At 41.6% G+C, this 21,130-nt stretch carries 19 protein-coding genes and 1 pseudogene; 9 read left to right on the forward strand and 11 right to left on the reverse strand.

Features of this window, described 5'->3' with window-relative positions:
* Nucleotides 1-179 precede the first annotated feature (179 nt).
* Nucleotides 180-2,141, reverse strand: a complete 1,962-nt coding sequence (locus BMX02_RS09260) for a S8 family serine peptidase (RefSeq protein WP_091690407.1) — start codon at nt 2,139-2,141, stop codon at nt 180-182.
* 234 nt (nt 2,142-2,375) lie between these two features.
* Between BMX02_RS09260 and BMX02_RS09265 the strand changes: the two genes are divergently transcribed.
* Nucleotides 2,376-2,573 carry a YwbE family protein gene (locus BMX02_RS09265; RefSeq protein ID WP_091690408.1) on the forward strand — a complete coding sequence of 66 codons (198 nt, stop codon included), beginning with the start codon at nt 2,376-2,378 and terminating at the stop codon, nt 2,571-2,573.
* Nucleotides 2,574-2,687: 114 nt separating this feature from the next.
* Here BMX02_RS09265 and BMX02_RS09270 read toward each other — a convergent pair whose 3' ends face one another.
* Nucleotides 2,688-3,452: a GTPase gene (locus BMX02_RS09270; protein WP_091690409.1), complete on the reverse strand. Its 765-nt coding sequence runs from the start codon at nt 3,450-3,452 to the stop codon at nt 2,688-2,690.
* Between the two features lie 54 nt (nt 3,453-3,506).
* Nucleotides 3,507-4,754 carry a glycosyltransferase family 2 protein gene (locus tag BMX02_RS09275; RefSeq protein ID WP_091690410.1) on the reverse strand — a complete coding sequence of 416 codons (1,248 nt, stop codon included), beginning with the start codon at nt 4,752-4,754 and terminating at the stop codon, nt 3,507-3,509.
* Nucleotides 4,755-5,014: 260 nt separating this feature from the next.
* Here BMX02_RS09275 and BMX02_RS09280 point away from each other — a divergent pair, with 260 nt between their 5' ends.
* Nucleotides 5,015-5,446 (forward strand): DUF61 family protein, encoded by a 432-nt coding sequence (locus tag BMX02_RS09280; protein ID WP_091690411.1) that lies wholly within the window; start codon nt 5,015-5,017, stop codon nt 5,444-5,446.
* 223 nt (nt 5,447-5,669) lie between these two features.
* Entirely contained in the window at nt 5,670-7,013 is a 1,344-nt protein-coding gene (thrC, locus tag BMX02_RS09285) for a threonine synthase (protein ID WP_091690412.1), read from the forward strand.
* A gap of 48 nt (nt 7,014-7,061) precedes the next feature.
* Here thrC and BMX02_RS09290 read toward each other — a convergent pair whose 3' ends face one another.
* Nucleotides 7,062-8,174 carry a cytochrome c3 family protein gene (locus BMX02_RS09290; protein WP_091690413.1) on the reverse strand — a complete coding sequence of 371 codons (1,113 nt, stop codon included), beginning with the start codon at nt 8,172-8,174 and terminating at the stop codon, nt 7,062-7,064.
* Nucleotides 8,175-8,340: 166 nt separating this feature from the next.
* Between BMX02_RS09290 and BMX02_RS09295 the strand changes: the two genes are divergently transcribed.
* Nucleotides 8,341-9,273 (forward strand): nucleoside recognition domain-containing protein, encoded by a 933-nt coding sequence (locus BMX02_RS09295; protein ID WP_091690414.1) that lies wholly within the window; start codon nt 8,341-8,343, stop codon nt 9,271-9,273.
* Between the two features lie 49 nt (nt 9,274-9,322).
* Here BMX02_RS09295 and BMX02_RS09300 read toward each other — a convergent pair whose 3' ends face one another.
* Nucleotides 9,323-10,147, reverse strand: coding sequence for a DUF4097 family beta strand repeat-containing protein (locus BMX02_RS09300; RefSeq protein ID WP_091690415.1), 825 nt, complete (start codon nt 10,145-10,147; stop codon nt 9,323-9,325).
* 271 nt (nt 10,148-10,418) lie between these two features.
* Between BMX02_RS09300 and BMX02_RS09305 the strand changes: the two genes are divergently transcribed.
* Together BMX02_RS09305 and BMX02_RS09310 are read left to right on the forward strand one after the other, a co-directional pair.
* Nucleotides 10,419-11,105 (forward strand): peroxiredoxin, encoded by a 687-nt coding sequence (locus BMX02_RS09305; RefSeq protein WP_091690416.1) that lies wholly within the window; start codon nt 10,419-10,421, stop codon nt 11,103-11,105.
* Between the two features lie 108 nt (nt 11,106-11,213).
* Entirely contained in the window at nt 11,214-11,801 is a 588-nt protein-coding gene (locus tag BMX02_RS09310) for a class I SAM-dependent methyltransferase (RefSeq protein ID WP_091690417.1), read from the forward strand.
* A gap of 105 nt (nt 11,802-11,906) precedes the next feature.
* On the opposite strand, the gene BMX02_RS09315 is transcribed toward BMX02_RS09310, so the two are convergent.
* The 4 genes from BMX02_RS09315 to BMX02_RS09330 all read right to left on the reverse strand — a co-directional run bounded on the left by BMX02_RS09315 (nt 11,907) and on the right by BMX02_RS09330 (nt 15,275).
* Entirely contained in the window at nt 11,907-12,755 is an 849-nt protein-coding gene (locus tag BMX02_RS09315; RefSeq protein WP_091690418.1) for a DMT family transporter, read from the reverse strand.
* 191 nt (nt 12,756-12,946) lie between these two features.
* Nucleotides 12,947-13,072 (reverse strand): hypothetical protein, encoded by a 126-nt coding sequence (locus BMX02_RS12275; RefSeq protein ID WP_280176531.1) that lies wholly within the window; start codon nt 13,070-13,072, stop codon nt 12,947-12,949.
* 120 nt (nt 13,073-13,192) lie between these two features.
* On the reverse strand, nt 13,193-14,731 hold the full coding sequence (locus tag BMX02_RS09325) for a SulP family inorganic anion transporter (protein WP_091690420.1): 1,539 nt from the start codon (nt 14,729-14,731) through the stop codon (nt 13,193-13,195).
* Nucleotides 14,732-15,089: 358 nt separating this feature from the next.
* Nucleotides 15,090-15,275, reverse strand: coding sequence for a pirin-like C-terminal cupin domain-containing protein (locus BMX02_RS09330; protein WP_210409186.1), 186 nt, complete (start codon nt 15,273-15,275; stop codon nt 15,090-15,092).
* A gap of 80 nt (nt 15,276-15,355) precedes the next feature.
* Here BMX02_RS09330 and BMX02_RS09335 point away from each other — a divergent pair, with 80 nt between their 5' ends.
* Complete coding sequence (locus BMX02_RS09335) at nt 15,356-16,180, forward strand: nitroreductase family protein (RefSeq protein WP_091690421.1); 825 nt, start codon at nt 15,356-15,358, stop codon at nt 16,178-16,180.
* Nucleotides 16,181-16,354: 174 nt separating this feature from the next.
* Nucleotides 16,355-16,516 (forward strand): annotated as a pseudogene (locus BMX02_RS11680) (CRISPR-associated endonuclease Cas1); the annotation flags it as partial.
* 78 nt (nt 16,517-16,594) lie between these two features.
* Here BMX02_RS11680 and BMX02_RS09340 read toward each other — a convergent pair.
* Complete coding sequence (locus tag BMX02_RS09340; protein WP_091690422.1) at nt 16,595-17,647, reverse strand: TolB family protein; 1,053 nt, start codon at nt 17,645-17,647, stop codon at nt 16,595-16,597.
* Nucleotides 17,648-18,070: 423 nt separating this feature from the next.
* On the opposite strand from BMX02_RS09340, the gene BMX02_RS09345 reads away from it, so the two are divergent.
* Nucleotides 18,071-19,588 carry an LVIVD repeat-containing protein gene (locus BMX02_RS09345; RefSeq protein WP_091690423.1) on the forward strand — a complete coding sequence of 506 codons (1,518 nt, stop codon included), beginning with the start codon at nt 18,071-18,073 and terminating at the stop codon, nt 19,586-19,588.
* A 434-nt stretch (nt 19,589-20,022) separates the two neighbouring features.
* Here the strand turns inward: BMX02_RS09345 and mtaA are convergent, their stop codons facing one another.
* Nucleotides 20,023-21,057: a methylcobamide:CoM methyltransferase MtaA gene (gene mtaA, locus BMX02_RS09350; RefSeq protein ID WP_091690424.1), complete on the reverse strand. Its 1,035-nt coding sequence runs from the start codon at nt 21,055-21,057 to the stop codon at nt 20,023-20,025.
* Nucleotides 21,058-21,130 lie beyond the last annotated feature (73 nt).

The raw sequence follows: 21,130 nt of genomic DNA on the forward strand, positions 1-21,130 counted from the left end.
TGGTCTTCAATTTGTTTTTTTCTATATTGTTATTGTAGTTCAATGCATAAAAGCTTCCTTTCCTGACGATGAAGGGGTTTATATTGCCGATTTTCTGATCAAAATATGCCGGATCAGGTCATTGGAAGAAAAATAAAAAAAGAAAATGGTGTTCTCATATCGAGACCAGAGTTTTTGGTTTACTCTTGTTGTGGATGGGTCACTGATCCTGTTAAGGTTGAGCCATCCCATTCATACACAGCGTGAGTAACGTCGTTCACAGTAAATATGAATGTTAGTGGCTTACCCTTATATTTCGCAGCATCTGATGTCAGTGTTATTTCTCCCGAAGTATCGGTTATACCAGTATCTGTGTCAGTAGCACTATCGCTCCATTGTCCGGAGACCGTAGCACCTTCTACAGGATATTGATTTTCATCTACAATGGTCACGACTGCTTCAGCATAGACAAATGTATTTTTACCTGCTTGTCTTGTGAAATCGGTGACTGCAACGCTTTTCATGGACATTTGCTCTACTGGTGTATTTGGATCAGTGATACTTACCACAGTAGTAGATTCATTTGTTGCACCTTCACTATCTGTTACATTGAGTATGACTGTATAGCTTCCAATTGAATTGTATGCGTGTGTTGGAGTAATACCGCTACCTGTGCTACCATCTCCAAAGTACCAGTCATAGGAAAGGCTTGTTGCATCTTCATCAAGATCACTTGATCCAGACCCATCAAATGTTATTGCTGTTCCTACAACTCCATCATATGGGCCACCTGTATCAGCGACTGGGGGATTATTGATTGGAGTGGGTGGAGTGATTGAATCGTAGTATTCCAGTGCAGCTTTTGCATCAATGAGCCCATAGCCGTATCTGCTGTCCCATCCTGTAGTTCCCAGATCTTTTGCAGTTGATTCAAGTGCAGTCCTAACTTCATCGTTGGAGGCACCCTGAGATATCAATAAAGCTGCAACACCCGAAACATGGGGAGTAGCCATGGAAGTACCCTGGAAGAAGTAGTAACCAAAGTCTTTAGGGTCTTTTGTGGTAGGATTGAATGTATTTTGAAGTATACCATCTCCATATCCATCGCTGTTCAGATCCTGTCCAGTATTTCCACCAGGTGCTACCACATCGATCGCATCTCCATAATTTGAGTATGGAGCTAACTGACCATTATATCCTGTTGCTCCGACTGCAATACACTTCTCATAAGCAGCAGGATAACTGACTACACCTGTTGCATCATTGCCTGCAGCAGCTACGATAGTAACTCCATTAATGTCTGCATGGTCAAGTGCATCATCCAATGCTTTACCGGGGTAATACTCAGGAGGATAACCAAGGCTCATGCTTATGACATCTGCACCATTATCGGTTGCAAAGTATATCCCATCCACTAATTCTGAAAGGGTTCCGCTTCCACTCTTGTCAAGCACTTTTACAGGCATAATGGAACAATCATATGCCACTCCGGCAACACCGATTCCATTATTGGTGCTCTGTGCAATTGTTCCTGCAACATGAGTACCATGGGAATGGTCATCATTTGGATGTTTATCATTATTGGCAAAATCATATCCCGCTATAAATTGAGTACTAGCAAGATCCGGAGCAACTTTATATTGCCTGTAATCCTCGTAGGCAACGCCCGTATCAAGCACAGCTACGACAACATCATTTCCAGTGGTTTCTGCCCATGCAGGTTCAACATTGATACTATAATTACTGTATAAATTCCACTGGAAGTTGTAATATTCATCATTCACAGCAAAGGCCGTCATAATAGCATTTGGAACAGCATATTCCACATTCGGGTTCTTACTGTAGATCTCCGTCATCTTTTCGACGTTCCTGTTCTCCGGGATCTTCAGGACCTTGAAACCTGCATGTTGGCTTGTGTATTTTACTTTAGCCCCGTTCCTGACATTTATATTTGCGATCTTTTCTTCTGAAAGGCCGGGAGCGAACTTGACGATTATTTCGCCAGGTACGTATAGGTCATTCTCTGGGATTTCTATAGTCAATTCTTCATAAATGTTATATTGAGCATCAACCGAAGGTGCGAACGCAGAGGCTGGAATTACCATCCCTGTGATCAATAAACAAACGGTCAATACAGTAAGTTTCCAATTGTGTAGATCCATTGTACTACCTCTGATGAGTTATACCACAAATTATTCCTGAATATTAATTATTGATCTCTAAAATTTAAATAAGCTTTGCCCTTATAAAAAAACGATTTAGATTTTATAATGATAATAATGGTCTGTCGACTCATTGTTCGATTTTATCGATCTATTTTTGTGCGGCGATAAAGTAAAGTAATTCGAATTTTTTCAAAAAGTATCTGTTTATAGCTTTAAGAACTTTCATCCACCATGAGTGAAGGTAATACCAGAGCAAATATCAAAATTGGAGCAAAAGTAGGGATCGTCTTAAAGAAAGATCAACGATCCGGTAAAATAACTCACGGCATCGTAAAGAGAATTCTAACTAAATCTTCTTCCCATCCCCACGGAATAAAAGTTCAGCTGGAAGATGGTCAGGTTGGAAGGGTAAAAGAGATACTTTCGTAAGATCCGGGATGGATGTTATCCACAAGCTTTCCGGATACTAACATCTTTTGAGGAACTTCGTAACTAATACAGTGTATAGTGGTCGATCAAAGCAAATTGGCCAGTATTCTAATTTTAGATAAGTAGCTTTCCTTTTTGCCAGTCGTTGATTATCTTAATAGCAACTCTTGTTTCATCCACTTCCCCTTTCTTCTTAAGGAAGTTCGCCTTCAGGCCTATGAGTTCAAGAATCTCGTAAGAATTCTCATTTCCAATCTCGACCTTATAGAACTCTTCAAGTACAGGCTTGTTCTCAGCACAGATGGTCTCAATTATCTTCATGGATACTCCTATGGGATCACTCAGGTGTGTAGCATCCTTTACTCCAAGAAGACCCTGTCTGTACTCATCATTCTCATCAAAGGGTATGACTCCGGGAGTATCAATGAATACAATACGGGACCCGGCCTTTACAAGCTGGACTCCTTTGGTGTGTCCGGATATTGAAGACGTACTGGCCTTGTTCTTTCCTGCTACCCCGTTGATGACCGAGGATTTACCCGTGTTGGGATAACCAAGGCTGCCGACGAGAATATCACGTCCTTTTATGTCGGCAACTTCAAGGATCTTATGTCTCAACATGGTTGTACCGAACCTTTCCTTACTGGAAACAAAGACTGTTGGTGCGATCTTTGACAGGCGGGATTTGGACTTCTCAAGAGTTTCCTTTGATACGAGATCGCATTTACTGAGGACTATGATCAATGGCTTTCGTGAACGTTCAACGTTACGTTCGACCTCACTGTTTCTGGTCTCATCCGGAAAACGAGCGTCTACGACCTCAAGAAGTACGTCGGCTTTTTTTATGACATCCTTTATCATCAACTTGTAACTTGCCATTACTTGCCTTACAACATAAGCCTATAAGGATTTGTTGAGAGGTTTGGTATATTTTCATGATTCACAGGCTAGCAAAAGGCAGGCCTGATCGAACTTCATTTCAGAAAGAACCGAACTCATTCCTTTCCTGTCAGCTGTGTATAGCATTAATTCATTCCATCTCTTTTGCAGCTTGCATAGATGTTCGAAGGGTTCAAAATCTGGAATTGCATCGCTAAGTGAAAGTTCTATATTTCTGAGAGCTTCCTCACTTCCCAATGGATCCCCGGTATCCAGGTATTCTTCAGAAAGAAGCCTGCAGGCATTTGTGATCTTTTCTTCAAGATCGTCCCTGAGATAATTTCCGGGATAACAACCCATATCGTCTGCAGATAATAATTTCATCCCATCGGTCTCTTTCTGGCTCATGAGCTTTGCCCGCTCATAGACAAACCTGTAAATATCTTCTCTCACTCGTTTCCATGTCGGATGGGATTTAGCAGGTGGAAGATGCTTGATAGCAAGTTCGTTGTCGAGTAAGAAGGAATGACCGAACATCATGGCATTCATCAGGTAATCAATGTCCTCCCCTCGCGGGACCATGGGGTCGAACGGGACTTTCATGAAGAGATCCCTATGAATGGCCATATTTCCTCCAAATACGAAAGGCGTCTCCTTAAGCCTTGGGGGTGTGCCAATCACCTGTTTGAAACCCTCGTTCATACAGACATTCTTGTCCCAGTATCTGGTCCATGGGCTGTCAGGAACTCCAACAAGATAGTCCCCATTCGGCTGTAGATAGTATCCGGCAACGGCATCGATGAATCTCCCCTCATGGTGGTTCCCTATGAACTCCTTTGCTTTGGAAATGAATTTAGGGTCTTCGAAAACCTCATCATCATCGATCAGAAGTGCAACATCCGAGTCCATGATATGCGGGATGAAAAGGCACATGTTCCTTATGTTGGAGTAACCTGTTAGTGAAAGCAGATCACAGTATTCATCCATATTATTGTTCTTCAGATGCTCGTGAAGCTTTTCCAGATGAGATGGACCGAACATATGAACGTTGATCCCATCGTTTGCAGAGGTCCTGATGATCTCACTTACTTTCTGCTCGACCTGTTCTGTGATCTCATCATTATTTGGAGCGACCAGTATCACCAGTTCAAAATCAGTGTCCTCAAGTATTGCTGTGCTTTCTATAGCTCTTCCAAGCGTCCCCTCAGAATCCAGTGGTGTGGCATGATCGTAAACTGTATCACCTTCAAGCCATCCTATGCTACTTTCTCTTCCCCAGTAACTGGGAATAACCATTGTCATTTTCAAGTAAATCCATCTCCCCGATATTCACTTTGCGTGCGAATATTTCTCCAGTTCTGATAATTTATAGGTTGATCTGATATAATTAGTTTCTTTTTTGACACGGTGTAGGTTCCTATCACCTGCATGTGCTCAGTATGTTCTTTATTCTAATAACAAGCACCAGAAATTAATCTGAAGAATATCATATAGATAAATGATATTAGTGTCGGATATCAACAGATAATATTCATTCCCAATAACAATTTCAAGTGAGCTATATGTCAGGGAGACTACCGGATTCGGATGACTCAGGACTGATGAGCTGGATGAGAGTTGAGATCGGCAAGATCAATAAGGAGATCGTGGCTGAGAGGAAACCCCTTTCTCAATTGCTTGGGGAGGAGATACCATCCTCAAAGACAAAGGGTGGTAAGGAGCATTTATTCGATAAAGAGATACTAGGTCTGCTTGAAGAGGGACTTCCGGAAGAACTCCATGGACGGCTCAGGCTTCCAATTCTGTTCTTCCTTGACAACCGTGTGGAAGATAGTTGTTTTCTCAATGATGAGAACGCTGTTAAAGCTCTCCAGATCATGGGGGAGATAAGCAAATCCCGGAGCCTTAACAAAGGAAGGCTCTGGGTAGGAAAAAGTATTGGTTATTCTATCATGAGAAAATATCCAACTGCAGTACAGATCGTGATGGGATGAAAAATTCCGTCTTATCGTCCTGACAAAAGAAAGCAAGAGAAAATTCTATCATTTTTGTCTGGCATCGGACTGCAATAACAAATAAGAGAGAAAAGCTCATAAATATACCCGGCATGTAATACTTAAGTAGAATACACCGAATTAACGTTCAGAAATTAATCTTTTCATGATTATCTATCCTTAAATAACACAATAATGGATCAATATAAGAGTCCTGATTAATATGAAACTCTATAGCACTAATCTCCAAGCAGAAGAAGTAAATTTTGAAACTGCACTTATCACTGGCCTGGCTCCTGACAAAGGCCTTTACATGCCAAAGACACTTCCACACTTCTCAGAAGAAGAGCTCGTAGCCTTAAAGGATGAAGAGTATCCTGAGGTCGCTTTCCAGTTGCTTAAGAAGATACTTGAAGGTGAGATCGATGAGGAATCCCTGAAAGCAATAACCTATGATGCCTACGACTATGAAGTACCACTGGAAGAAGTAGATGAGAACACATACATAATGAGACTTGACCGTGGTCCAACTGCATCTTTCAAAGACTTTGCCGCCCGTATGATGGCAAGGCTCATGCAGTTCTATCTCAAGAAGGAGAACAAGGAACTGACCATACTTACAGCAACTTCCGGAGATACAGGAAGTGCAGTTGCTCATGCATTCTATGGTCTTGGCAAAATTAAGGTTATCGTATTGTTCCCTGAATATGAAGTTTCAGACCGCCAGAGGAAGCAGATGACAACCCTTAACAAGAACATCTCTGCACTGGCAATAGACGGCAAGTTCGATGACTGTCAGGCAATGGTTAAGCAGGCATTTGCAGACAGTGAGCTCAAACACCTGAACCTTTCATCCGCAAATTCCATTAACATAGGCCGCCTGATCCCGCAGACGCTCTACTACTTCTATTCCTACCTGAAACTAAGGAATTACCCTGAGGAGATCATTTTCTCAATACCATCAGGTAACTTCGGTAATATGATGGGCTGTGTGCTGGCAAAGAACATGGGCGTGCCTATCAAAAAGATAATTGCTTCTGTTAACGAGAACGATGAGGTCCCGGGGTTCCTTAATACCGGCGAATATGAAAAGATCGTTCCTTCAAAGAACTGCATCTCAAATGCAATGAACGTCGGTCACCCAAGCAACCTTGCCAGGCTCATCGCGATCTATGGTGGGGAAATGGATGAACAGGGCAATATCAACAAGCTTCCTGACATGGACAGATTGAACGGTGATATCTATTCAACATCTGTCACGGACGAGGAAACCAAAGCAGTGGTCAAGGAGTTCTTCGAGGGGCACAACATTTTCATCGAGCCTCACGGTGCTGTTGGCATTAAGGGCCTGATGGATTACAGGGCAAGCACTAACGATAACACGCTCGCAGTGACACTGGAAACTGCCCATCCGGCAAAATTCCCTGAAGAAGTAGTGTCTGCTATCGGAATTGAACCTGAACCTCCGCAAAGCCTGAAAGAGATCGAGGGAAGGGAGGAGCACATGGAATTCCTGGGTACGGATTACGAGGAATTTAAGAGCTATCTGAAGGAAAGGCTTGAATAAAGCCTTTCTTTAAACTTATTCTTATTTTTCAAACCCATCTGGGTTTTTTCACTTACGTCTCATTACGAAATAGCCAGCCAGCACTCCTGCGATCGCCATATAAACCATGAATCCCGGCGTGTCCTCGCTATCAGTCTCAACACCAAGTGGAGCTTCGGCTATCCTGTCAATCGTTTCCTGTGAAAGGAACGAACCACCGGCACCAAGTATCACTGCTTCACGATCTCCACAGAATATTTCGGTGTTCTCGTGGCAGAATACACAATCCTTTGCTTCCCTGGTGGTTGTATGAGGTGTCCATTCAGCAAAAGCTGTGTGTGTTGAGTTGTTATAAGAGGTGGTCATATTGATGAAAGGTTTGATCGTACCATCTACCGATCTTGCAAGGTAGAACCTGTCCACATCGATTTTATCCAATTGACCTGTTTCCAGATGGCAGTTCACACAGGTGATAAGCCAGCCGGAATGACAGGCTGAACAATCGAGTTTCCCGTCATGTATGCTATGTGCGGGGGTATCCAGTGAATATTGCGTAACAGACATGCCGTTTACGGTCTTTTCTGGATCAGTATGACAATCAGAACATGTTACTTTCACAGCTTCCATCTGGGACTCGTAAGCAACTCCGTCACCATGGATCTCTTCTGCGGTATGGCAGTCTGTGCAGTCAAGTCCCTTTTCATAGTGGACATCTGCATTTGGAGCTACACCCTTATGTGCAGGAAGCTCTCCCTGGAAATATGATGTCTGCTTTTTAAAGTGACATTGGTCACATGTTTCCAGAGTTATATCGCCTCCATGTCCTCCCTCACCTGTATGACATGATGTACAGGAGGTAGCATGACATGATGAGCAACCCCTTTCCTCATAGAAAACGTGCATATCCATTCCAAATTCACCTGCTGCTCCTTTCTCATATTCTCCTTTCATGCTGCTACCGGTGTAATGAAGGGATGATGAAAAATTAGCAGTAATATCGGAATGACAAGGTTCACAGCTTTCAAATTCAGATGCCGGTTCTTCGATAGCAAAAGCAACATTTGTCGTCAGGATGAAAAAAGCTGAGACCATTACAAGAACGATACTTATGATACAATTTGTGTATAGTTTCTTTCCAGATATATTGCGGAAATTTCTGATCAATTGGAACCTCTGGTTCATTAGCACTCCCCCTGCCAATATAAAATATGTATTGATATTTATTTAAGAGTGTTGCAATTTTTCGGCCAGCATTTGTTGTTACATATCTCATTTTGTTTCCTGTTCATTTGCTTTTTTTAGGAAGAACACGTAAGACTCTTATCTGATATGGAGAATATGACCGCAAATGTGGATCGATGGATTATACTCAGCATTTGACTATCTCATCAAGGTCATCCCGCCGATCGTTATCGGAACTCTGATAATGGACATTATGGTGGAGATGGGCTGGGTGAACAAGCTGGGCTTTCTGGCATCTCCCCTGATGCGCTTTGGTCACTTACGGGAAGAGATCGGTCTTAGTTTTCTAACATCTTTTGGTTCATCAGCTGCAGGTAACTCCATGATCGCAAAGCTGCACGATGACAGCCACATCGATAGAAGGGAAACCATCGTTGCGACAATGGTCAATTCCTTCCCGTCAGGCATCGTACTTTCAAGGGATCTCCTACCCGTGATGGTCATATTGCTTGGAACTACCGGGCTTATCTATCTGGGGATTATTGTACTCATAGGTTTCCTGAAAACGATGATCGCATTGATAGTGGCACGTCTTATCCTTACACCCCGGCCTTCGGGGAATATCCACAGTAATGCAGAAACGATCAGCTTCCGGGAAGCCTCTGTGAAGTCCTTGAAGAGGTCCCGTTCATCTCTTACAAGGATCGTCCTGACTATGACAATTGTATCGATCATAGTTTTCCAGCTGATGGATACAGGTCTTTTTGATTGGGCAGCATCCATAATGAAAGATTCATTCATGATCCAATATGTGCCTGCCGAGGGCCTTCCCATAATCGCCGGCTGGTTTGCCAGCAATATAGCTGCATTTACCATAGCAGGTAATCTTTTGGAGACAGATATGCTCTCTTCGAAGGATATAATTCTTGCACTTCTCATCGGAAGGATACTGGCAAGTGTTGCAAGGATCAGAACCATGCTACCTTATTATGTGGGGATCTTCAGTCCGAATCTGGGTGTGAGGATAATGGTTGTATCGCTGGTCATGCAGAATGGTATCATGCTGGGGATAGTAGGTTTCATCTTCGTGTTATTGTGACAGAAGCAAAGATCCTCTAATATAAAAATAGAAAAAAAATGAACCTTGATCAAACAACAAGTTTGTTAAGGTTCACATAACCATTTGTGGTCCTTATATCGATATTATTACCGCCTTCACCAAGGATCCCTTCTACCTGAGTTGTTTCCATCTTCGTTACAACTAATTCTACTTCGTTCACTGAAATGTAACCATTAGTTGTTTCCATCTTGATCTCAGCGTTCAATGACGGATCTATATAGATGGTAATTGCTCCATTAGTGCATCTGATCTCCACATCGTCCTTAATGTCAAAGATCTGGGCTTCTATTTTTCCATTTGTGGTCTTCAGATCGTCGATCCCTGTTGTTCCCCGGATATCCAGTGCACCATTGCTGGATCTTGCTTTTATGTATCCGTCGACGTTAGTTATCGTTATAGCTCCATTGGTGGTTATAGCAGTAGTATTTCCCTTTGTATCCGAGATCACTATATTTCCATTGGTTGTTTCTATAATGTCAACTGTAACATTTTCCGGAACCTTGATCTTCATGTCAACTGAAACCCTGACATTTTCATAAGCAGGATGCTTAGTTTCCACTTTCAGCTCGTCATCGATCTTATTGACAATAATGTGAACCTTTTGCAGTTCATCTTCCCCATAAAAGGTTCTTTTGATAGCTTCCAATACGACCTTATCGCCATCCCAGCTGTTGATCTCTATCTGTCCGTTCACATTGATAACGTTCAAAGTGGTATTGTTATCTGCTTCATATTCGCCACTGAAATATTCTATGTCTTCGGCTCCAAAGTCAGGTCCGTATGTACTGCATCCTGAAACAGCAGCAACAAGTAATGTTGAAAACAATAGGAATGAGATCTGGTATTTGTTCATATAGAAACCCCCAATAAGAATTGGGGAGATTCACATAATAAATCTATCTATTAAAACAAGTTGAAGTATCATAATTGTTTGAGATTTCGTTTATCCAGCAAAATATTAATTCTGAAGAGTTTAATATAAACGCTGTTCTAATTTTTCTGTTTTCGATATTGATTGAAATTACTGCAAGTGTTAACGTCGTTAATTATGTTAAATAGTTATATATAGTAATATCTGAAATTTTAATATATTCTTTAAAAGTGAGATATGGGGAGAACGATATATGAGTGAATCCGAGAATACAGAACGTGTTACTATGCCTCTGATCGGTGACGATGCACCGAAATTCAAAGCAGATACAACTATGGGAGAGATAAATTTCCCGGAGGATTACAAGGGTAAGTGGGTAATATTATTCAGTCATCCTGCAGATTTCACACCTGTATGCACTACAGAATTCATGACATTTGCCAGTATGCAGGAAGAATTCCGTGAACTTAATACTGAACTGATAGGTCTGTCTATTGATAGCAAGTATGCACATATAGCCTGGTTAAGGACGATCAAAGAGAAGATCGAGTACAAGGGGATGAAGAATGTTGAGGTAATGTTCCCTGTAATTGCAGATCTCAAAATGGAAGTTGCTAAAATGTTTGGAATGGTGCAGCCAAATGCTTCCGATAATCAGGCAGTAAGGGCAGTATTCATAATTGATCCTAAAGCAAAGGTAAGGGCAATCCTCTACTATCCATTATCAAACGGAAGGAATATGGATGAGATCAAAAGAATGATAATTGCAATGCAGAAATCTGATAAAGAGAACATTGCAACTCCGGCAAATTGGATGCCTGGCGACGATGTAATCATTCCACCACCCGGATCCTGTGGAGCTGCTAAAGAAAGAGTTGAAACAGAAGAAGAAGGCAAATACTGTCTGGACTGGTTCATCTGTTTCAGAAAAGAAGCCTGAATGGAGGTTATATATCTATTATCTGTAGCCACTATTTTCAGTGGCTTCAGTAATTTCTATATGTGGGCATACAAAATAGCTTCTAATACTATCTTTTAAGGTAATATAATGACCCGATATGTTTTTGATAACCTTCCCCAAAGATATGACCTTCTGCAAAAACAGGCTCTTCCAAATTGGGAGGTTTTTTTCTCCACAGTCATCGAATACATCCCTGAAGGAAAACAGGAAATACTTGAACTGGGCAGTGGAACCGGGTTTCTTACCAGTATGATCCGGAAAGCCAGACCTGAAGTCTCAATTACCTGCATCGATAAGGATCCTGATATGCTGGCGATAGCTAAGGAAAAGCCTGAACTCAAAGATATTACCTTTGTCGAAGGCGATATCCTGAAAATGTGGCCTGAGACCAGTTTTGATCTTGTGATCTCTACACAATGTCTCTTTGCGTTACCAGTAGATGAAAAAGCACGAATTTTCAAACAGATCCATGATTGTCTCAGACCAGGCGGCATGCTCCTCGAAGGTGATATTTTCAGGCCTGAAAGCAAATGGGAAGAGATGATCTATAGGTCGCAATGGAAAAGTATATGCTGGAACAGGGTATGTCGCCTGAAGAGGTTGAAGAGATGTTGCTTTCTCTGGATAGGGTCTATGAAAAGATCGATACACTTGCGGAATTTCGGGAAAGGTTAAAAGAAGTCGGGTTCGAACGAATATTTTATCCTTACTGGTATGAAATGTATGCTGTTCTTGTAGCTTCCCGGTAAACTCTAAATTAAAGACACTTAACCTACACTTTCAGGCCGAGATAAATACGATCGCAACCAGAGCAGCAGCTACACCTATCCATTGTTTTGAAGAAAGTTTTTCTTTCAGTATCAGCCATGCAAGTAATACTGTGCCTGCAGGATACAGGGAAGATGTGATGGAAGCTATGTCCAGCCGGCCTGCCTGGGAAGCCAGGGCAAAAAAGGTGTTTCCTCCTGTGTCAAAGATTCCTGCAATGATAACTACAGGAAGGATATTTTTGGGTGGTATGTACACCTGTCTGCTCAGTGCGATAAATATGAGCAATGTTATCACAGCTGCGATCCTTGCAGCAGTAAGGGGCCAGAGTACAGCCGTATCACTAACCCTGTCAATGGATATGAAGAACAGTCCGAATCCCGTTCCGGCGATCAATGGGAGTATAAGGTCTGTGCGTTCTATTTTACTGGTCTCGTCTCCTCCACCGGCAATGAGCCAGACTGCTACAAATGCAAAAACAAAACCGACCATTTGGTGAACAGCAGGCAACCCTTCATAGAATGCACCATAGATGACCGGTACGGAAGCAGCTACCACTGCGGAAATAGGTGCTACAAATCCCATCCTTCCCTGTGAAAGACCACGATATAGGGCAAGAAGCCCGATGCTGATGAAGACGCCGGCAACAGCTCCCCAGAGCATACCACCAAGAGGTGGCATTTCTTCTGCCATCAGATGAGCTGAAGCTGCAAGAAGGAATACTCCGACTGCCTGGGTTATCAGAACGACACTATAGACATTTGCACGTTTTGATGCAAATCCACCGCTGAAATCTCCGGCACCCCACGATATGGCTGCCATAAGTCCAAAGAAAACCACAAGAAATTCAGCAGGTATCATGTTATCGTATGCTCCGGGAATAATGATATTATGTTGAATGTATTTGGTTTTATGCCCCTTATTTTCGATATAGGATAAAATAATTTTAAAACCAAATTAAGTTAATAGATCGGGAAAAAGTAGAATCCCACATGACATTTCTGGATTATTGCAGACGCAAAAAAGATGCCATTCTTTTTTTGTATTCCCTATCAATACTGTCTTGCTTCCATAGATGTCATAGCGTTTTTTTCGTCTATCCTGACAAACAAGAGGGATACATAAGAAGATAAGATAGATTGGAGCTCAAGGAATATCTTCTGCTTTTCATCTTCCATAATGAACAATTGAATTACTTTGCAAATAAAGTTAATTCCTTGTTCTCCGATCAAATATCATTATCATCCTACCCTATCTTCTTCAAATAACTGAAGTTCACTGGTATTTTACAAAACATCTTATCCCAGTATGTCAGATGGAACTTTGTAATGCGGATCTTCCCAGTGATTGACGTCAATGATGGCAGATGCGTTGTCCAAAAGTACCAGGCAATCTTCGCTTAAGTGTCGCAGATGAACCTTTTTGCCAACTTTTGCATAGCGTTCGGTTATCTTATTCAATGCTTCGATTGCAGAATGGTCAGCAACTCTTGATTCTTTGAGATCGATGATTATCTCATCAGGGTCATTCAACACATCAAATTTATTTTGAAATTCCGTAACTGAACCAAAGAACAACGGGCCGAAAAATTCGTAATGCTTAATTCCGTTCTCATCAATTATTTCTCTTGAACGCACCAGTTTGGCATTTTCCCATGCAAAAGCCAATGCAGAAATTATGACACCTGCAATTACAGCTACTGCAAGGTTATGGTAGATAACGGTTATTCCTGCAACGACCACCATGACAATTACATCCGTCATGGGCACTTTTCTGAATATCCTTAATGATGCCCATTCAAAGGTTCCGATGGCAACCACGAACATCACACCAACCAATGCTGCCATTGGTATCTTTTCGATAAGAGAGGAACCTACTAAAACAAAAAGTAATAGACCCGTGGCTGCAACGATCCCTGAGATTCTGTTTCTGGCACCTGAATTGATGTTAATGAGACTCTGCCCTATCATTGCACAGCCGCCCATTCCTCCAAAGAGCCCGCAAACAAAATTTGCAATACCCTGTGCAACACTTTCTTTATTTGCCCTGCTTCTTGTTTCTGTCATTTCATCGATTACGGTCAGCGTCAATAGACTTTCGATCAATCCAACCAATGCCATGACTAGCGAATAAGGGAATACAATTTTTAATGTTTCCAGATTTAGTGGAACCTGTGGCAGATGAAATTCGGGAAAACCGCCTGCAATAGATGCAATATCTCCAACTGTTCTTGTTTGGACCTGGAAATAGATGACAATGGCTGAAACAACTATAATTGCAGTTAGTGAAGCAGGAACAGCTTTTGTTAATTTTGGCATCACATAGATAATAGCCATGGTCAATCCTACAAAACCTAACATGACCAGAAGGGATTGTCCGCCCAACCAATGTTCTATTCCATTGATGTCAGTAAATTTAAACTGGGAAAGCTGGGCCATGAAGATCACGATAGCCAGTCCGTTTACAAAGCCGAACATTACTGCATGTGGTACAAGCCGAATAAATTTACCCAATTTCAAAAAGCCAATGGTCATTTGGATAATACCCATTAGAACTACGGCCGCAAAAAGATACTCAACTCCGTGTCGGAGCACCAGAGCCACAACTACAACTGCTATTGCACCGGTAGCGCCTGATATCATTCCCGGTCTGCCACCGATAATTGCGGTTATTAATCCAATGATGAATGCAGAGTAGAGTCCAACTAATGGACTAACATTTGCTATTATTGAGAAGGCTACAGCTTCCGGCACAAGGGCCAATGAAACCGTCAGCCCGGATAAGACCTCATTTTTAAAATTCAATTGATCGTTCTTTAGTTGTTCTATAAACGCCATATTTATACCATTTCTTAAAATTACTATACACCCGCAAGTTCTCTCAAAGCTCGAAGTTGAAGGGCCAATTAAATAAATTGGGGAAAGCTTTACGAAAAACGTAACTCAGGGTGGGGAAACTTGTGAATATTTATCTGAATATGAAATTATTTGAAGTATCAATGGAAAAAACAAGCAAACATTCAATGGTAGTTTTATAAAGACTTTTCAGACACGATCTAAAATGCTCTATGACCTTGTTCTCGAATTCCATTAGTTCTATCCTTTTAGACATATCTTGTCAATGTTGATAGAGATTCGTAGAACAGACTGTCAGTATATAAATGTAATCATGTTCTCAAATAAAAATAATATGGGATCAATCCGGACTTTTGGATTTAATAAAAGTCCCATTCCTATATTCCTCAAAAGCCACCTTCAATTCTTCCTGCGTGTTCATCACAATTGGACCATACCAGGCAACTGGCTCATTGATGGGCTTACCCGAAACGAGCAGGAATCTCAATTCTTTATTCCCTGCTGTTGCGACTATTTCATCACCAATTTTCCATCACAGATGAAAAGTATATATCCTCCAGCATCCAACATTAACTGAACTGAATTTTTTGGAGTAGAGGTGAACTGATGACAGTAATATCCATTGACCCAGAGCTGTGTACGAATTGTGAGATCTGCGTAGAGATCTGTCCTATGTCTATAATCCTTCCTTCAGGGGAAGGCGAAACTCCTTATTCGCCTGAGGATGCTGCTACATATTGTGCGAAATGCGGGCACTGCGAGGTATTCTGTCCAGAAGGCGCAATCTCAACTTTGTTCGACTCAACCTATTATCAGCTTCAGGATGATGAATTCCCTTCCATACCTACATCAGAGATAGGCAAATATATGGTAATGCGTCGCTCGATCAGGAGCTATAAAGATGAATCCGTCGATAAGGGTACAATAGAAGCAATACTTGATATTTCTCGCTATGCTCCGTCTGGAATGAACAAACAACCTGTACAATGGACCATTGTTCACGATCCTGAGGAAGTGAAAAAGATCGCCGGCTTGAGCATTGACTGGATGCGCGATGTCGTGGCAAGTGAAGAAGAACATCCTCTCAAACCACTAATGCCGGGTCTGATCTCTGCTTATGAAATGGGCGTGGACCCTATCTGCAGGGCAGCTCCTCATCTGGTAATAGCACACACGCCAGCTGAGAACCCAACCGGTTATACTGACAGTATTATAGCACTTTCATGGTTCGAACTTGCAGCACAGGCTTTTGAAGTCGGAACATGCTGGGCAGGGTTCTTTTCCATTGCAGCTGCATCTTACAAGCCACTAATGGATGAACTGGAGCTTCCACAGGGTCATGTGGTGCAATATTGTATGATGTTCGGGTATCCTGAACACAAAGTAAAAGGAATTCCGGGAAGGGAGCCTGCCAGAGTTACGTGGAAGTAAAAAGAAGATCGTTCCCCAAAGGGTTCCATCTCTGGAGAAAGCAGCTCTTAAGTTTTAGAGCTTGCCTTTCTCCAGAGCATATAATACAACATTTTTAATAATTTGTGTATGTTTAACCAAGGTGTTTAAACAGAATGGAAATGGTGGAAATTAAAATCACCATACCATTAAAAGATCATTGACATGCCTTATACTGAATGGGAGAAAATGGGGTTTTCCAAAGGTACGTTGCATTACATGAAGCAAAATGCCAGAAGTGAGAAGCCGTTTACCCTCAATGCTCATGTCAGGGAAAGATTGGAGATGTGGGAACAAATAGCTTTTGTTAGTGAATGATGGAAACAGCATTTTCAATTAAAAACAGATAAAGGATTAAACATCCGTTTTATCAGATGTTCAAATCCTCATTTTGATTTATTCTTTCTTACGTAGAAACAGGAATGCCAGACCAAGTATTGCAATCGTTCCAAGAGTCGAAATTTCAGGAATCGTCTCCTCATCTAAATCATCTTCAAGTACTCCGTCCTGATCCAAGTCCACAAAGAGATCATACATGTAGATATCTCGGTTTCCATTACGCATATCCTCCCAGACGATCCTATTTCCTGAGATGTCGGGATACTCTTGACCATATACGTTGGTACAGATTGGAATTTCCGTGCCAGTTGAGAGATCATACATGTAGATATCCGGGTTTCCATTGCGCCAATCCTCCCAGACAATTCGATCTCCTGAGATGGCAGGATTCTCTTGGACAGATTTGTTAGTACAGATTGGTGTTTCCGTGCCAGTTGAGAGATCATACATGTAGATATCATTGTTCCCATTGCGCTTATCTTCCCAGACGATCCTGTCACCGGAGATGGCAGGATACCCTTGAATAGATTTGTTAGTACAGATTGGTATTACCGTGCCAGTTGAAAGATCATACATGTAGATATCATTGTTAGCATTGCGCCAATCCTCCCAGACAATCCGGTCTCCGGAGATTGTAGGACCGAATTGGCCAGAGGGATTGGTGGTGATCTGCATTTCCATGCCAGCTGATAGATTATACATGTAGATCTCCCAGCTTTCATAGCGGTCATCCGTCCAAACAATCCTGTCTCCGGAGATTGTAGCCAACCATTGATAAAATTCGTTGGTGGTAATCTGCATTTCAGTGTCAGTTGAGAGATCAAACATGTAGATATCAGAATTCCCATTGCGCCCATCTTCCCAGACGATCCTGTCACCGGAGATTGCAGGAGCGTATTGGCTCGCGGGATTGGTTGTGATTCGTGTTTCCGTGCCAGTTGAGAGATCATACATGTAGATATCGTTATTTAACCATCCATTACGCTCATCCTCCCAGACGATTCTGTCTCCGGAGATGGCAGGATCGTCTTGATCAGCGGGATTGGTACAGATTGGTATTTCCATACCCTGTGACACTGCTGCTGTAGCCGTGCCTGCTGTTGTTGCCAAAAGAACAAGAGCTATTCCAAAACAAATTGGTTTACTTAGTCCAATTTTTATTTACATACCCCCTTGATAGTAATCTATGTGTTTATCTGCTATTTAACAGCATTACACTTTGTTCAAAAATGATTAGTCTTGCAAAAATATAAGACATCTGGGAAATGATCATATCAAAAATGCAACAGATATTTGGAAAACATTGCGTATAGCTTTTTCACGTTATACATTACCACACCCTCTTTATGGGGTATAAGAGGCTCGGAAAAAGTGAACTTTTATTTTCGATTGCATAAACTTTTTGTACTGTCTGGAAAGAACATTTTCAGATGTATTCTATAAACGTATAGTACGGCTATCAAAAAATAAATAAATAAATAAATAAATAATGTTCAACAATATTTGTTTGATACATTTTAATGGGGGAATTAAATGAAGAAATTTTTATTGATATGTTTTTTAGTTTTTTGTATCGCCCTTATATCAGGGTGTGTTGGGGAAGAAACAGTATCTACTACAGAAGTGCCGCTGAAAGAAGGGTATATCCGCTATTCTGATGATGTTCTCGGATTTACGATCGACTATCCTGAATACTGTGAATTAGAGGAAGCATTTGGAGGAGAGTTTTTAGCTGGCAAAACATTTGACCAGATGACAACTGACGATTGGACACGTTTAGCGGTACTTGTCTATACAAATGAAAGCGATGCAAAATGGTGGCTGAACAAGGATATTGTGGACAAGGATATCGAAGAGCTAAAAGAAGTAGGGGCGATATCAAAATTTGAAACTGTTACTATAAATGGTAGAGAAGGAGTTGAAGTAATTTTTGACCCCTCGAAAATAGAAGGTATGGGTCTTCCGTTTATGACAAATGCATTCGTCGTTGTATTCGATGTCGGTGATTATTACTATGTAGTAGTTGGCATGTCTAGCGATTATGACAACTTTAATGAACTATACGAAAATTCTCTGAATTCATTTGTAATTGATGAGGAGGAAATAGCACTACCTGCGAGGACTGAAAGCATAGATACTCCTGAAATTGAACCAGTGCCAGAAGAAACATTAGAGAATGTCAGTCTTGCAGACAGGTACGACGCTGATGAATGGAAAGGCGTTGCTGTAGCAGGGAACTATGCATACGTGGCTGATGAGGAAAATGGTCTTGTAATTCTTGATATCAGTGATCCCACTTCACCAACGCTTGCAGGCAGTTATGACACTGCTGGTCTTGCCGGTCATGTTGATGTAGCAGGGAACTATGCATATGTGGCTGATTTTGAAAATGGTCTTGTAATTCTTGATATCAGTGATCCCACTTCACCAACGCTTGCAAGCAGTTATGACACTGACACTGACGGTATGAAATTTAATATTGCTGTAGCAGGGAACTATGTCTACGTGGCTAGCAATGATCTTGTGATTGTCGATGTCAGTGACCCCACTTCACCAACGCTTGAAGGCAGTTATGATGGTTGTGCTGCTGTGGATGTTGCTGTAGCAGGAAACTATGCCTACGTAGCTAATGCTGCCGATCGTGTTGTAATTCTTGATATCAGTGATCCGACTTCACCAGCACTTACAGGTAGTTATGTTATTGATCGTAGCCCATACGGTGTTACTGTAGCAGGGAACTATGTCTACGTGGCTACTAACAATGGTTTTGTGATTGTCGATGTCAGTGACCCCACTTCACCAACGCTTGCAGGTAGTTATGATACTGATGATATGGCAGTAGATGTTACTGTGGCAGGGAACTATGCATACGTGGCTAATCGGAGCAATGGTCTTGTAATCCTGAATATCAGTGACCCCACTTCACCAACGCTTGCAGGCAGTTATGACACTGCTGGTCTTGCCGGTCATGTTGATGTAGCAGGGAACTATGCATACGTGATTGATTTTGAGAATGGTCTTTTCATTCTTGATATCAGCACATTTAGGTAAACATCATTGTCCTCACTTTTTGGGTGAGGGCAATGTTTTTTCATTTTTGAGATTAGCTTTAGTTTCCTCATAATTATCCTTTTTAAAATTTTTAATCTAAACATTTATAAAAATGCAGATATTTTTTTACTACATCAACAATGAATAAATCATTCGAAGAATAATATTCAAATTCAAAAATATAAACTTATTAGGAGAGTGGCATTTTTCTTAGTTACCTATATCCCCAACTTACCATGCGAGGAGTAAGATTCGAACTCATAAAAAATCAAAAAATTTAGCGTTGCGTTTTTGAATGATTACTATTACCCCGAAAGATTATGCGAGGGGTAAGATTCGAACTCACGAATTCCTTCGAAATCTGATCTTAAATCCGACGCAGTTATCCTTCCATAGTATGTGGATGGTCAAAATGTGGGGGTAATATAAACCTATTAACCCTCTTTCTCCAGATAATACTCATCCCTTGCAGCAACGAACGCCTTCAAATTCTTAAGAGATGTATGCGGAGCTAATCCACATCCTGGTGCAAGGATATCGATTCCATCGTCAATACATGCTTTTGCTTCTTCTTTGACCTGTTCCGGAGGCATTCCAAGAAGCGTTTCTACCGGGGAGATATTTCCTATCAGGCAGGCTTTATTCCCGATGATGCTCTTTGCATATCCGACGTCGACCTTTTCCTCGATACTTATGCCATCAAAGCCGGAAGTTGATAGTGGTTCAAGGATCTCGGATGCATCTCCACAAATATGTGCTATTGTCTTCCCGTGCACCTTCTGATTGAGCCTCTTGTAGTCGGATAATATCATCGTTTCAAAGAACTCAGGTGGTATCAGCTCGGGTCCGGCTTCGGAATCAGGTAGGCAGACCACATCAGCCCCATGTTCAAAAAGAGCATTGGAATATTCTATACAGATATCGGTGCCTATTGTGATCAATTCCTTTATGGTATCAGGCTCCGAAATGAACCACATGAGATAATTTCTTACACCAACCAATGACATTGCAAGTGCTGCCGGTCCGAGCATCCCTGCAACTACCGGTATGTCGTCATCAACACGTTCTTTTACTATATCTGTTGTTTTCAGGAGAGTCGCTACCCTGTCACACTCAAGGAGATTCTCAGGAATTTCCAGATCGTTCACATCTTTCGGTTCTTTGCAGGGGAAATCAACGATCGATGGCTGCGTATCGTAGGTCCCTTCAATTATTTTGCATCCCAGTGCATGTGGAATATCAGTTCCATCAAAAGGATAACGTACAGCTTCAAGCCCTGCGATCTCATGTCCTGCAATTGCAAGAGTTGCCATTTTCTCTGCATCAAAATGTGCTTCAGGCCACTTTGCACCTGCAATATCCATAAGTTCGATAGTGCCTGTTTGAGTAACTGAACAGACCGGAACCTTGTCTACATCTTTGCCTTGTAAAGCTCGCATGAATCTTTCTTTTGGTGTTAGATCTGTCAATTTCAACCCTCTGATAATTTGTAATGAAAAATGGAACGGATTTTTTCTTGAACGAATATATGTTTTGAACAAG

Origin of the sequence: Methanococcoides vulcani (assembly GCF_900111645.1) — an archaeon.
Classification (GTDB): domain Archaea; phylum Halobacteriota; class Methanosarcinia; order Methanosarcinales; family Methanosarcinaceae; genus Methanococcoides; species Methanococcoides vulcani.

Bases quoted from the DNA above. Each gene is read 5' to 3' on its own strand.
- BMX02_RS09280 (WP_091690411.1), top strand. From the start codon at position 5,015: ATGTCAGGGAGACTACCGGATTCGGATGACTCAGGACTGATGAGCTGG.
- BMX02_RS12275 (WP_280176531.1), bottom strand. From the start codon at position 13,072: ATGGAAGATGAAAAGCAGAAGATATTCCTTGAGCTCCAATCTATCTTA.
- BMX02_RS09335 (WP_091690421.1), top strand. From the start codon at position 15,356: ATGACAGTAATATCCATTGACCCAGAGCTGTGTACGAATTGTGAGATC.
- BMX02_RS09310 (WP_091690417.1), top strand. From the start codon at position 11,214: ATGACCCGATATGTTTTTGATAACCTTCCCCAAAGATATGACCTTCTG.
- BMX02_RS09325 (WP_091690420.1), bottom strand. From the start codon at position 14,731: ATGGCGTTTATAGAACAACTAAAGAACGATCAATTGAATTTTAAAAAT.
- BMX02_RS09260 (WP_091690407.1), bottom strand. From the start codon at position 2,141: ATGGATCTACACAATTGGAAACTTACTGTATTGACCGTTTGTTTATTG.
- BMX02_RS09270 (WP_091690409.1), bottom strand. From the start codon at position 3,452: ATGGCAAGTTACAAGTTGATGATAAAGGATGTCATAAAAAAAGCCGAC.
- BMX02_RS09345 (WP_091690423.1), top strand. From the start codon at position 18,071: ATGAAGAAATTTTTATTGATATGTTTTTTAGTTTTTTGTATCGCCCTT.
- BMX02_RS09290 (WP_091690413.1), bottom strand. From the start codon at position 8,174: ATGAACCAGAGGTTCCAATTGATCAGAAATTTCCGCAATATATCTGGA.
- BMX02_RS09315 (WP_091690418.1), bottom strand. From the start codon at position 12,755: ATGATACCTGCTGAATTTCTTGTGGTTTTCTTTGGACTTATGGCAGCC.
- BMX02_RS09275 (WP_091690410.1), bottom strand. From the start codon at position 4,754: ATGACAATGGTTATTCCCAGTTACTGGGGAAGAGAAAGTAGCATAGGA.
- BMX02_RS09295 (WP_091690414.1), top strand. From the start codon at position 8,341: ATGTGGATCGATGGATTATACTCAGCATTTGACTATCTCATCAAGGTC.
- thrC (WP_091690412.1), top strand. From the start codon at position 5,670: ATGAAACTCTATAGCACTAATCTCCAAGCAGAAGAAGTAAATTTTGAA.
- BMX02_RS09300 (WP_091690415.1), bottom strand. From the start codon at position 10,147: ATGAACAAATACCAGATCTCATTCCTATTGTTTTCAACATTACTTGTT.
- BMX02_RS09305 (WP_091690416.1), top strand. From the start codon at position 10,419: ATGAGTGAATCCGAGAATACAGAACGTGTTACTATGCCTCTGATCGGT.
- BMX02_RS09265 (WP_091690408.1), top strand. From the start codon at position 2,376: ATGAGTGAAGGTAATACCAGAGCAAATATCAAAATTGGAGCAAAAGTA.